Origin of the sequence: Pasteurella canis (assembly GCF_900454865.1) — a bacterium.
Lineage (GTDB): Bacteria > Pseudomonadota > Gammaproteobacteria > Enterobacterales > Pasteurellaceae > Pasteurella > Pasteurella canis.
This window is the reverse complement of record NZ_UGTV01000015.1, coordinates 1,287,974-1,300,610: the sequence shown is the minus strand read 5'-3', so window position 1 is coordinate 1,300,610 and position 12,637 is coordinate 1,287,974. Positions and strand designations below refer to the sequence as shown.

Here is a 12,637-nt window from a genome sequence, read left to right as displayed (position 1 = left end):
CAGTCCTCTTGTTGAGATATAAAAATAATTAAGACTATTTATTATAAAGAAAATCAAAAGAAAAAATGTGATATAAAACACAGTATTGGTATTTTAGTTACAAAGAGTGATTGCTTATTTTGGTTGAATAACTCGCTTTAAAAGTGAAACGTAGTAGAATACTTGAGTTTAAGACTTGGATTATTTGGATAAACAATGCGATTAGATAAGTTTTTAGCTGAAAATACGGGATTGACTCGCTCACAAGCAAATAAAGCTTTAAAACAAAGTGCGGTCATGATAAATGGAAAAGTAGAAAAAAATGGCGCAGTAAAAATTATGCCTCAAGATGAAATTTATTTTGAAGGCGAATTATTAACTTGGGTAGAAGAAGGGCAATATATTATGTTGTACAAACCCCAAGGGTATATCTGTTCACATGATGAGGGTGATTATCCAAGTATTTATCAGTTTTTTGATTATCCACTTTCAAGTAAATTACATAGTGCTGGTCGATTAGATGTTGATACGACAGGGCTTGTATTATTGACAGATGATGGTCAGTGGTCCCACCGTATCACTTCACCAAAGCATCATTGTGAGAAAACCTATCTTGTTACATTAGCGGATCCAGTAGAGAATCATTATCAGCAATCTTGTCAGCAAGGTATTTTATTACGTGGTGAGAAAGTCGCGACTAAACCTGCCAAATTAGAAATTCTGGATGATTATCAGGTAAATTTAACAATTAGCGAAGGGCGTTATCATCAAGTAAAACGTATGTTTGCGGCTTTAGGTAATAAGGTGGTTAATTTACACCGTTGGAAAATTGGCGATATTGAATTAGACGAAAATTTGGCAGAAGGTGAGTATCGTTCACTTTCCGAACAAGAAATAAATAGTTTTAATAAAGGATAATATGTTAACTGAACAAAAGCCTATAAAAGCAGGTGCGATTTTTATCATTACATTAGGGATTTTATCCATGCTGCCACCTTTAGGGGTGGATATGTACCTTCCTGCTTTTTTACTGATTGCGAAAGATTTAAATGTCACGCCTGAACAAGTTCAACATACTTTGACATTTTTTGCCGCGGGGATGGCAATTGGGCAACTTTTTTGGGGACCTGTAGGAGATAGCTATGGACGTAAACCGATTATTTTACTAGGTGTGCTCGTAAGTGCCCTTGCAGCACTGATTTTAACTCATATTTATTCAATTGGTCAGTTTACAGGATTTCGTTTTATACAAGGTTTTTTTGGTGCAGCGCCAGTAGTCTTAGTTGGGGCGATTCTACGTGATTTATTTCATAAAAATGAATTATCTAGGATCATGTCATCAATTACCTTGGTTTTTATGTTAGCACCTTTATTAGCACCGATTATTGGCGGTCATTTAGTTTCTTGGTTCCATTGGCATTCTATTTTTTATGTTATCAGTTTTATGGGATTTTTATCCTGTTTATTAGTCTTCGTGATCATTCCCGAAACACATCACAAAGCACAGCGGATCCCCCTTAGGTTAGGTGTTGTTGGACGAAACTTTTTAACACTTTGTCAGCAAAGAGAAGTGTTAGGTTATATGTTTGCTTCTGCTTTTGGTTTTGGTGGTCTATTTGCTTTGATTACGGCAGGTTCAATCGTTTATGTCGGGCTTTATGGTATACCTGTCGATCAATTTGGCTATTTCTTTATGTTTAATATTGCTGTTATGACAGTCGGATCTTTCATTAATGGTCGTATTGTTAATAAAGTAGGGACTGAAGTGATGCTTAGAGCGGGTTTGCTTATTCAATTTATCGCGGCTATTGGCTTGATCATGGTTTCTCTTTTTGATCTTGGTTTTTGGCTTATGACATTTTGTTTAGCTATTTTTGCAGGACAAAACCCCTTAATTTCATCTAATGCTATGGCATCTATTTTAGAAAAGTTTCCCAAAATGGCTGGTACAGCCAATTCTGTTGTTGGTAGTGTACGGTTTGGTACGGGAGCAATAGTTGGTTCTCTAGTCGCTTTGATGCCAATGAAAAGCGCTGCACCGATGTTATTAACTATGGCATGTTGTAGCATCGCAGCGGTCAGTTGCTATTATTTTTTAATTTATCGACATTCTAAAGATTAAAATGACAAAGCTCACTATTAAAGATATTGCACGTTTAAGTGGTGTTGGAAAATCTACTGTATCACGAGTGTTGAATAATGATTCCAAAGTCAGTGAGGCAACGCGTCAGCGTGTACAACATGTTATTGCACAGTATGGTTTTCAGCCTTCAAAATCAGCTCGGGCAATGCGTGGTGTGACTGATCGCGTAATAGGCATTATCGTCACACGTTTATCCTCGACTGCTGAGAATCAAGTGTTATCAAGTATTCTACCTTTACTTTATGGGCAACAATGCGAACCTATTATTGTTGAAAGTCAATTTAAGCCTGAATTAGTGAAAGAACATTTAGCCTTTTTCCAGAAACGTGGTGTAGATGGGGTGATTTTATTTGCATTTAGTGAGTTAGATGAGAGAGATTTAGAGGGATGGCAGCATAATATGGTCGTTATTGCGAGGAATTATACGACTTTCTCCTCTATTTACTATGATGATACAAAAGCAGTACGTTTGCTGATGTCTCACCTTTATGAACAAGGACATCGTCAGATTAGTTATTTAGGCGTGAACGATCAAGATACAACTACTGGTTATGCTCGTCATCAAGCATATTTACATTTTTGTCAACAATACAGCTTACAACCTTGCTCTTTACAAGGTGAATTAGGGTATGAATGGGCATATAATCATACAAGTGCGGTTATTTTTCCTGAAGTTTCCGCTCTTGTTTGTGCGACTGATACTTTAGCGATTGGCGCACTAAAATATCTGCAAGAGCAACAACTATCACATATTCAAGTATGTGGAGTCGGCAAAAGTCGATTGTTACAGTTCTTATTTCCTAAGGTTTTAAGTGTTGATTTAGGGTTTGATCAAGTAGGCGAAGTTGCAGTGAAACAATTATTTGCTTTATTGGCACATCAACCTATTCAACACGATTGTCTTGATTGTCGACTAGTGATTTGATGTCTTTATTAATCTTTTTATTCAATTTGTGATCTTGATCTCATTTATATGTCTCTTTTATGGGAACGTTCCCATTGATTGAATAATTAACATATTTATAATAGGAAATAATTTATGCTTTCTCCCATTGATGAAAAAAGAGGCTATTTTATGGCAAAAATTGATCCAAGTGCAGTAGATAAAATTATTGAATATGTTGGTGGTCGTGACAACATTACAGCAGTAAACCTGTTTTGATTTACTGTTTTTCGGATTAGTATATTCCACAAGACAAATTGAGATTTGAGAAATCATTGGTTGTTATCAAATTCAATGCTGAAGTTCTAACTTCCTATTCAGACACAGAATAATCTGTTATACCAAATCTATTGCCAAACGGGTCTTCAAATTCAGCAGCATATCCTGTTCGTATTTTAAAAGGTTCAGACAGAAATTCAACTCCATTTTCTTTTAATTTTTGATACTCAGATTTCACATCATCTACTTCAAACCATATCGTTTGTTTCATGTCTTTGAATTTTTTTGTGTCCTTTAATATTATTGCTGCCTCTTCGCCATCAACATTGAATGCTATCATTCCCATATCTGAAAAGTCAAACTTTACTTTTAATCCTAAGTTATTTTCATAATATTTCTTTGCCATTTCAATGTCATCAACGGGAACAAAAAAGTTATCATATTTTTTCATTTTAAACTCCTTTTTATCATTTTAAATAAGATTCATTTACACTTTCAACCAGAAAATCTACTCAATAAATTTACTTGCCAGTTTATATACTTGTTTCATTTCTTTGCTGTCCAAAGACCAGCTATAGAGTTCGTTTTTTATTAACTCTGGAAATTTCTTGCTGATATCTCTTAAAGCATTACCGACAGATTTTCTAACATATTCACTCGTATCCTCTTTTAAGTCAGCAATTCTTTCAATAGCTTCATTCGGATTTTCCTTGAAATACGGTCTGCTTGTCCATATTCTAAGTCCTTCCGTAACAGCTCTCCTTGTATTAGGGTGGTTACTTTTCAACCATTCATCAATAATTGGCAGAGCTTTTTCGTATCCTATTTTTTTGCAAAATTCGTCAAATGCTTTTGCTAATACTTCTTGAACTCTCCAATTATCATCTTTAGAAACTTCATCTCTCATAAATGTCAAAATTTCTTCATCTGCTGATAAATATCCAAAGAGAAACACACCGTACATTCTAACTTGATAAACATTGGATTTATAAGCTAAAAATGCCAATTTTTTACTTTGCTCATTATCATTAGATTTATAATCAGCAAAGGCTCTTTTCTCTTGCTCTTTAAATCCATTTTCTATCAAAGAAAATTCTTTTTCCAAACTCATAATATACTCTTTCAAATAGCCTCGCCACCTCACAAAAATCAACTTTGTTTATCTATATTGATTAATATTATAGCATTTTTTAGGGATTTTTTCTACTGCCAGATTTCCTACTCACTCGCTACTATTCCCCATTAGAATGCATTACTTTGAACAACTTATCTTGAAATGTTTCTTTGCTCTTTTTATCAAAATATATTTCTGTTACAAAGGTCTTTCCATTTATCTTCTTTGTGAGAATACCATCAGGCTTTTGGGGTGTCACTCGTTCTTCGTTGGTCTGTGGTTTTTGTTTTTCGGTCATTTAATCCTCCTTTTACTTGCACAAAAAAAGATTTCCCATGCTTAGGAAACCTCTTTTCATATTGCTTGATATTTCGTTTTGGTTTTTGATGTTAGGTTGTTGCTTGTCGTTTCTTTTTTGCTCGGTATTCTCTTGCTTTTTCTTTTTCATACTCTCGGCATTTTTCAATATTTTTGGCTCGGTATTCTTTGTAATATTCCCTACGATATGCTCGTGCTTTTTCTTTCTTAGCTTCTTCGATTTCTTCCCTCATCTGTATCATTTCTTGTTCTGTAGGTTCTATCTGTTTTGTGAGTTCATTTTCAAATTTTCCGATATAGTTGAAATAGACTTCGATTCGCTGAACGGCATATTTTGCTCTTTTGACATCGGCTCGATATTTCCCAGTGCGTTATCTTCATAGAGCTTATTCATTACTCTTTCTATCTGTTCCAGTCTATCTGTGATTTGTGGGATACGCTTTTTCTGTTTCCCTACTTCTTCGGTCTGTTCTTTGGCAATACTGTTTTTTACCAGTGCTTCAAACTCTGATTTGTTTGTGAATGAAAACTTGCCTATCTTTCGTAAAACCTCTTTGAGCATTTCCATGACATCATCAACATCAATACGGTGGGGAGAATGGCATTTGGGGTGTTTGGCTTTGCCTTTGGCATATTCACTGCAATAGGTTACATGCTGTATTTTATCGTTCTTGTGTATGGTGCGAATGTGCATTTTCGTACCGCAGTCTTTACAGTACATCAATCCCGATAATGGGTGAATTTCACCATCTTCGTTCGGTCTTTTGACAGGTGCGTTTTTCAATATCCGCTGTACATTTTCATAGGTGGCTCGGTCGATGATTGGCTCATGTACATCGGGGGTGATTTGCCACTTATCTTTATCGACATAGTGGTTTCGCTTATCTTTGTAATGCTTTTCGGTTTTGAAGTTGACTACATCGCCACAATACTCCTGCCTTTGCAGTATGCGTGTTAGGGTTGCTTTATTCCAGCTATAGCGATTTTCTTCATTGAGTGTTCTGCTTTTTGCGGTTCCTCTGTCTTGGAGTTTCATATAAAAGGTTGGGGTTAGTATTTCTTTTTCTTTCAGATAAACGGCTATCTGATTGCGGTTTTTCCCCTCCATAAAAAGCGTAAAAATGAGTTTTACCACTTCGGCAGCTTCTTTATCGACGATCCAAAAATCTTTGTTGTTCGGGTCTTTGATATAGCCGTACGGGGCTTCTGTTGCAACGGGCTTTCCGCATGCTCCTTTGGTCTTAATGCTTGTTTTGACTTTCTTGCTGATAATCATAGCTCAACTTTCCATCGATGGTTTGTTGAAGGTGAGGACCCAAATAGCGAATATCACGACTATTATATTTGGCGTGAGAGTCCAACCAATTGGAAGTCAAAATTTGGCGGTTCAGCATGGAAATGGTCTGACAAAGCACAAAAATATTATTTGCATTTATTTGCACCCGAGCAGGCGGATTTAAATTGGGAAAATCCGAAATTACGTGAAGAATTATTTGATATTTGTAAATTCTGGGCTGAGAAAGGCATTGATGGCTTGCGCTTAGATGTGGTGAATTTAATTTCAAAACCTGAACAATTTGAAGATGACTACGAAGGAGATGGGCGCCGTTTTTATACGGATGGACCTAAAATTCACCAATATCTACAGTTATTAAATCAACATGCACTCACTCCTTATGGCTTAATGACAGTTGGAGAGATGTCTTCGACAACCTTAGAAAACTGTCAAAAATATGCCAATTTAGCAGGCACAGAACTCTCGATGACTTTTAATTTTCATCATTTGAAAGTCGATTATCCAGATGGGGAAAAATGGACTTATGCTCAACCTGATTATGTACAATTGAAATCTATTTTTAATTATTGGCAACAAGGTATGTATGGCAAAGCTTGGAATGCCTTGTTCTGGTGTAATCATGACCAACCACGTATTGTGTCACGCTTTGGTAATGAAGCACAATGGCATCAAGAGTCAGCAAAAATGCTAGCTATGTTATTACACGGCTTGCAAGGAACACCTTATATTTATCAAGGTGAAGAATTTGGTATGACAAATCCAAATTTCACTACTATTGAGCAATATCGTGATGTAGAAAGTTTAAATGCTTATGCAGAATTACAGAAAAAAGGCATTGATGAAACATTGATTATGCAAATTTTGGCACAAAAATCGCGTGATAATAGCCGAACACCAATGCAGTGGGATGACTCGGTACAGGCTGGATTTACAACAGGTGAGCCTTGGATTGAAGTGGCAAAAAACTTTTTAAAAATCAATGCAAAATCTGCTCTGGCAGACAAAAATTCAGTGTTTTATACCTACAAAAGCTTGATCGCATTACGTAAGAAACTGCCAATTTTAACAGAAGGTGATTATCAAGATTTAGCCCCTGAGCATCCTTTATTGTGGTGTTATCAACGCCAGACTTTAGATGCAAAATTACTTGTATTGGCTAATTTAAGTGAGGTAGAGCAGATATTTGAATTGCCTCCCGAGTGGTGTCATAAGGAAGTGATGTGTTTGATGAATAATTATGGAGACTATAGAATTGAAACTAGCAACGTTACGTTAATGCCTTACCAAGCAGTCTATCTTTATCAATAATTAAAGAAATAAAAAAGTGAAAAATAAGCTATTTTTCACTTTTTTCTCACTGATAAAATGTGTTTTAAACGGACCGCACTTTAGGATATTAGCAATACGATTTTTTTGTTATTTTAATTTTTCAGGTACTCTAGGAGCAATTAATCGTTTAAGTTTTGTACCCTCAAGATTAATATGGCCAAATCGAGGATGGTTGTTATTCCAGTCTTCTACCGCTTGTTTTAAGGTTTCTGCTTTGTCCGCAACAAAATTCCACCAAATCACAGTGGGATGTGGGAGCGGTTCTCCTCCTAATAACATGAGATGGCAGCCTTCTTCCCCTTCTAAAGTAAATGTCCCATGTTCATCACAAGCAGTTAATACAGCAAGTTCATCTTGTTGGTATTCTTCACCATTAACACATAACCTACCGCCAATCACTAGCGCACCATATTCCCAACCTTTTTCTACTTTTACTGTCAGCGAGGTCTTTTTAGTAAACTGTACATCTAAGCCTAATAATGGGCTAAATTGCGTTGTGGGTGCCGTATGACCAGCAAAGCTACCTGTTGTTAAGATAAAATTAATGCCCTCTTCAGACCACTCTGGTAGTGTCGAGTAATGTTCAAAATTCGGTTTAATTTCTTGATTCATTGGTAATGCAATCCAAAGTTGTACCGCGTGCAAATCTTTGATGTTTTCAGGTGTTTGCTCTGTATGGCAAATACCATAATTGTTCGTTCCTGCCGTCATTAAATTGACTTGTTTAGGGCGAATTAATTGACGAAAACCTAAACTATCTTGATGCCATACCTCACCAGAGAGCATCCATGTAAACGTTTGTAGGTTTGTATGAGGATGTGAGCCGACTTGTAAACCATCTGATTCTTGTGAAAATTCAGCAGGACCAGCATGATCTAAAAAACACCATGCACCAATTGTTTTTTTGCTTGATTTGGGTAAAAGTCGAGCAACAGGGATTCCACCAACATCTTTCGTCAGTGCTGTAAACTTATCAATGCTCATGAACAATCTCCTTATTTTATGAAAGTGACAAAATTAGCGGCAAATTTAGCTAAGAATCCAGCTGTACGTTCATTTGTAACTTGTCCTTCTTCACTCAATGCAGTATGTGCTTGACTTAAATAGACTTCAGCACTCAGTACATTACAGCCTAGTGCTTGAAGGATTTGACGTGTATGTAAACCAGAATTAATACCGCCGTATGAACCAGGAGAGGCAGTTGCAACGGCGACTTTTTTACCCACCCATACATTTTGTCCAGATGGTCTGCTGCCAATATCAAGTAAGTTTTTGAGAGCAGCAGGTACGCTACGGTTATGCTCAGGTGTGACGATTAATACGGCATCTGCTGTTTTTAATTGTTCACGTACACGCTCATAAACAGGGATAGTGATGCTGTCAAGATCTTGTGTATAAAGAGGTAGATCCTGAATTTGTACAACATCACATTGTATATTTTCTGGAAATTGTTCCACGATAAATCGTGCGATCTTATGTGTCATCGATTTTTGACTAATACTGCCTAATACTAATGCAATTTTCATAATTCCTTCCTTAAATTCAACGGTTAAACTTTTGAGTGTTCATATTTTGCAGTTCTTACATTGGATACAAGACATATCGATAGAAAGAGTAAGCAAGTGATGAGAAACGACTAATTTAACATATCGACACAAAATCACATAGACAGATAACGTTTTGATAGAAAGCGTATTATGTTAATAGACATAGCCAGACATTTATAAGCAAGAAAAAGGTGCTTGTTTTTATACAATAATCAGCAGTTATTTTGTGAGAAAAGTGCGGTTTATTTTTAGTTTGTTTATTTAAGCTGTTTAACCTGTATGTGCATTTTTTTAGTAAAAAAGCTAGAATACGCACACTTTTCATTGAATATATTGTAGGAGAAAAAGATGGCAGCTGAAGGAGCCAGTAGCTTAGTGCAAGTCGTCGCATTATTAGGGGCGGCAGTAATTGCAGTACCTTTATTTAAGCGTTTAGGATTAGGATCTGTATTAGGTTATTTAGCCGCGGGACTTATTATTGGTCCATTTGGTTTTGGTTTATTTACGGATCCACAAGCAATTTTACATATTGCTGAATTAGGTGTTGTCATCTTTCTATTCGTCATTGGGCTTGAGATGCACCCTTCACATTTATGGCATCTACGCAAGCAAATTTTTGGTTTAGGTAGCTTACAGGTTATTTTGGCTGCGGCATTATTAACAGGGGTAGGTGTTGCATTTGGTTTTTCATTGCCCATTTCTTTTGTTAGTGCTTCAGGTTTTGTGTTGACATCAACAGCGATAGTCATGTCTGAATTAGCAGAACGTAATCAACTCTCTACTTCAAGTGGGCAAAAAATTGTTTCCGTATTATTATTTGAAGATTTACTTATCGTTCCATTACTTGCAATTGTTTCTTTTCTTTCTCCTATTCATACTGAAAGTGATAAGCCTTTATGGCAAAGCATCGGTATTTCTTTACTTTCAATTGTGATTTTAGTTGTCATTGGGCGTTGGTTATTAAACCCACTATTCAAAGTTTTAGCACGTTATAAAGCGAGAGAAGTAATGACAGCTGCAGCTCTATTAGTTGTATTAGGTTCAGCGTTATTAATGGAATGGGGTGGACTTTCAATGGCAATGGGCGCTTTTTTAGCTGGCGTATTGTTATCTGAATCTAGTTTCCGTCATCAATTAGAAGCAGATGTCGAGCCTTTCAGAGGTTTACTACTAGGTTTATTTTTTCTAGGCGTAGGTATGGCGTTAGATTTGGCAGTTGTCGCAGACAATTTGCTGCTGATCTTATCAGGTGTAATTATTTTAATGATCGTGAAATTTGCCACAATTTATGGTGTGGCACGTATTGCAAAAAGCGATCATCAAGAGGCGATTGATCGTGCTTTTTTAATGGCACAAGGTGGTGAATTTGCCTTTGTACTTTACTCTGCAGCAACTTCGCAGGGTGTATTAAGTGAAGTGGATAATGCGAATATGACAACAATTGTTGTACTTTCGATGGCAATTACACCATTATTACTAATTTTACAGCAAAAATTTTTACAACCTAAAGTAAAAACATTGCGTGAAGCTGACAATGTTGATGAGAAGCATTCTGTATTATTAGTTGGAATGGGGCGTTTTGGGCAAGTTATTAACCGTATTTTGCAGTTTAGTGGTTATAAAGTAACAATTATTGACATAGATGAAACGACTATTTCAGGTATCAATAAATATGGAATTAAAGCTTATTTTGGCGATGCAAGTCGTCCAGAGCTCTTGTTAAAGGCGGGGATTGAAGACGCTAAAGTATTAGTGGTTGCAATTGATAATCCAGAACAAACATTGCGAATTGTAGAATTTGCCAAAGAAGTTAATCCGAATATTAAACTTGTTGTTCGTTCTTATGATCGAGTACATACTTTTAGGCTATATGGTAAAGGTGTAGATGATATCATCCGTGAAACCTTTGATTCTGCAGTTCGTTCAGGTAAACGCACATTAGAATATTTAGGTATGCCAAAAGAAACGGCTGAGAAAGTGGGTGAGCTTTATTTTAGAATGGATCGTAATGGTATGGGGAAAATGGCGAGTTTATATGATCCAGAATTATCACTCTTTGCGAATGAGGCTATGCTAGAAGAAGGGAAGTTACAAGACCAGAAAATTGCAGAAATGATACAAATATTACTCGAAGAAGAAAAAATAAAGTGAGCAACGAGACTCTCAATTAGTAAATCAATTTTGTCTGAATAAATAAAATTGCCTATTGAATAAATAGGCAATTTTTTTGTTATAAATCATAACTTTTGTTCTAAATCAATAAACCCTATCATACACCTCTAAAGAGGTATCTGTTTCTAAGTACAATCACTACGCCAAGTACATTGCTTATGATAGAATGCGAACCATTAATAGGTGGAATTGATTAATTATGCAAAAAACATATCAATTAAAGACAGAAAAGCTAGCTTGTCAGCGAGGTGACAAAATATTATTTACAGCATTAAGTTTAACTGTGAATAGTGGCGATTTTGTACAGATTGAAGGGCATAATGGTATTGGTAAAACGAGCTTATTACGTATTTTAGTTGGGTTGGCGCAACAACTTGAAGGACATGTTTTTTGGAATAATGAGCTGATTCAAAAACAGCGTGAAGAGTATCAATATAATTTACTCTATTTAGGTCATCATTCAGGAATTAAACCAGAACTCACCGCTTGGGAAAATTTGAAATTCTACCAGCATATTAGTGCTTGTGAACAAGGAGAAGAAATATTGTGGCAAGTGCTAGAAACTGTTGGATTATTGGGGCGTGAAGATATTCCAGCTGCCCAGCTTTCGGCTGGTCAACAACGACGCATTGCATTAGCGCGATTATGGCTGTCTAAAGCGCCGCTGTGGATTTTAGATGAGCCTTTTACCGCAATTGATAAAAAAGGTGTACAAGTGCTAACAGCGCTTTTTGAACAGCATGTTCAACAAGGGGGGATTGTGATTTTCACCAGTCATCAAGATGTACAAAGTCATTTATTAACTAAAGTGCAGTTAGAAAACTATAAATTTATGGATTAAACTTTTTGTGAAGCAGATAGTTCATTAAACAAACAAATTAGAGCAGAATAATTAAGTAACTATATGATATTCATTCAAATCATCAAACGAGAACTCCATATTGCAATGCGCAAACAAGCGGAAATTTTAAATCCACTGTGGTTCTTTTTGATTGTGATTACGCTGTTTCCTTTGGTGATAGGACCTGATCCTAAATTATTGTCGCGTATTGCACCTGGAATTGCATGGGTTGCTGCACTGTTGTCTGCATTACTCTCCTTTGAGCGTTTATTCCGAGATGATTTTGTGGATGGCTCTTTGGAACAATTAATGCTGACAGCGCAGCCGCTTGCATTAACAGCTCTAGTCAAAGTCATTGCGCACTGGCTATTAACTGGACTACCTTTAATTTTATTATCACCGATTGCAGCATTGCTTCTTTCATTAGAGATTCACATTTGGTGGGCATTAGTATTAACCTTGTTAATTGGTACACCCGTTTTAAGTTGCTTAGGGGCGATTGGAGTCGCTTTAACAGTCGGATTACGTAAAGGCGGTGTGTTATTAAGTTTATTAGTTATACCTTTATTTATCCCTGTGTTAATTTTTTCGGCTTCGACTCTTGAAGCCGCGAGTTTGAGTATGCCATATCATGGACAACTCGCCATTTTAGGTGCAATTTTAGCTGGCGCGATAACTTTATCACCTTTTGCTATTGCCGCTGCATTGCGAATTAGTTTAGATCAATAAAAGGAT

Annotated in this window: 14 protein-coding genes and 1 pseudogene; 8 read left to right on the top strand and 7 right to left on the bottom strand. The window is 36.3% G+C overall.

The window, feature by feature from the left end; translation table 11 throughout:
- Positions 1 to 195: 195 nt before the first annotated feature.
- The 4 genes from rsuA to DYE19_RS11465 all read left to right on the top strand — a co-directional run bounded on the left by rsuA (position 196) and on the right by DYE19_RS11465 (position 3,284).
- A complete protein-coding gene (gene rsuA, locus DYE19_RS06730) occupies positions 196 to 897 on the top strand; it encodes a 16S rRNA pseudouridine(516) synthase RsuA (protein WP_049216272.1) in 702 nt (233 codons plus the stop codon).
- 1 nt (position 898) lies between these two features.
- Positions 899 to 2,101, top strand: coding sequence for a Bcr/CflA family multidrug efflux MFS transporter (locus tag DYE19_RS06725; RefSeq protein WP_115323056.1), 1,203 nt, complete (start codon positions 899 to 901; stop codon positions 2,099 to 2,101).
- A 1-nt stretch (position 2,102) separates the two neighbouring features.
- Complete coding sequence (gene treR / locus DYE19_RS06720) at positions 2,103 to 3,047, top strand: trehalose operon repressor TreR (protein ID WP_049216270.1); 945 nt, start codon at positions 2,103 to 2,105, stop codon at positions 3,045 to 3,047.
- Positions 3,048 to 3,161: 114 nt separating this feature from the next.
- On the top strand, positions 3,162 to 3,284 hold the full coding sequence (locus DYE19_RS11465) for a hypothetical protein (RefSeq protein ID WP_255313125.1): 123 nt from the start codon (positions 3,162 to 3,164) through the stop codon (positions 3,282 to 3,284).
- A gap of 94 nt (positions 3,285 to 3,378) precedes the next feature.
- On the opposite strand, the gene DYE19_RS06715 is transcribed toward DYE19_RS11465, so the two are convergent.
- The 5 genes from DYE19_RS06715 to DYE19_RS06700 form a co-directional block, all read right to left on the bottom strand.
- Positions 3,379 to 3,735, bottom strand: coding sequence for a VOC family protein (locus tag DYE19_RS06715; RefSeq protein WP_049216269.1), 357 nt, complete (start codon positions 3,733 to 3,735; stop codon positions 3,379 to 3,381).
- Between the two features lie 57 nt (positions 3,736 to 3,792).
- A complete protein-coding gene (locus tag DYE19_RS06710; RefSeq protein ID WP_226690700.1) occupies positions 3,793 to 4,395 on the bottom strand; it encodes a DNA alkylation repair protein in 603 nt (200 codons plus the stop codon).
- A 121-nt stretch (positions 4,396 to 4,516) separates the two neighbouring features.
- Entirely contained in the window at positions 4,517 to 4,696 is a 180-nt protein-coding gene (locus tag DYE19_RS06705) for a transposon-encoded TnpW family protein (RefSeq protein WP_049216267.1), read from the bottom strand.
- 91 nt (positions 4,697 to 4,787) lie between these two features.
- The gene (locus tag DYE19_RS11620; protein WP_226690701.1) at positions 4,788 to 4,949 is read right to left on the bottom strand and encodes a hypothetical protein; all 162 of its coding nucleotides are present in this window, start codon (positions 4,947 to 4,949) and stop codon (positions 4,788 to 4,790) included.
- Between the two features lie 26 nt (positions 4,950 to 4,975).
- Positions 4,976 to 5,986, bottom strand: coding sequence for a recombinase family protein (locus DYE19_RS06700; RefSeq protein ID WP_255313156.1), 1,011 nt, complete (start codon positions 5,984 to 5,986; stop codon positions 4,976 to 4,978).
- On the opposite strand from DYE19_RS06700, the pseudogene DYE19_RS06695 reads away from it, so the two are divergent.
- Positions 5,987 to 7,321 (top strand): annotated as a pseudogene (locus tag DYE19_RS06695) (alpha,alpha-phosphotrehalase); the annotation flags it as partial. It abuts the gene before it with no gap.
- A 108-nt stretch (positions 7,322 to 7,429) separates the two neighbouring features.
- On the opposite strand, the gene DYE19_RS06690 reads toward DYE19_RS06695, so the two are convergent.
- Positions 7,430 to 8,326, bottom strand: a complete 897-nt coding sequence (locus DYE19_RS06690) for a pirin family protein (protein WP_115323055.1) — start codon at positions 8,324 to 8,326, stop codon at positions 7,430 to 7,432.
- A gap of 11 nt (positions 8,327 to 8,337) precedes the next feature.
- Positions 8,338 to 8,868: an NADPH-dependent FMN reductase gene (locus DYE19_RS06685; protein WP_049216265.1), complete on the bottom strand. Its 531-nt coding sequence runs from the start codon at positions 8,866 to 8,868 to the stop codon at positions 8,338 to 8,340.
- A gap of 369 nt (positions 8,869 to 9,237) precedes the next feature.
- On the opposite strand from DYE19_RS06685, the gene DYE19_RS06680 reads away from it, so the two are divergent.
- The 3 genes from DYE19_RS06680 (at position 9,238) to ccmB (ending at position 12,631) form a co-directional block, all read left to right on the top strand.
- Positions 9,238 to 11,040, top strand: coding sequence for a monovalent cation:proton antiporter-2 (CPA2) family protein (locus DYE19_RS06680; RefSeq protein ID WP_115323054.1), 1,803 nt, complete (start codon positions 9,238 to 9,240; stop codon positions 11,038 to 11,040).
- Between the two features lie 220 nt (positions 11,041 to 11,260).
- On the top strand, positions 11,261 to 11,902 hold the full coding sequence (ccmA, locus tag DYE19_RS06675; protein WP_115323053.1) for a cytochrome c biogenesis heme-transporting ATPase CcmA: 642 nt from the start codon (positions 11,261 to 11,263) through the stop codon (positions 11,900 to 11,902).
- Positions 11,903 to 11,965: 63 nt separating this feature from the next.
- The gene (gene ccmB, locus DYE19_RS06670) at positions 11,966 to 12,631 is read left to right on the top strand and encodes a heme exporter protein CcmB (protein WP_115323052.1); all 666 of its coding nucleotides are present in this window, start codon (positions 11,966 to 11,968) and stop codon (positions 12,629 to 12,631) included.
- The last annotated feature ends 6 nt before the right edge of the window (positions 12,632 to 12,637 follow it).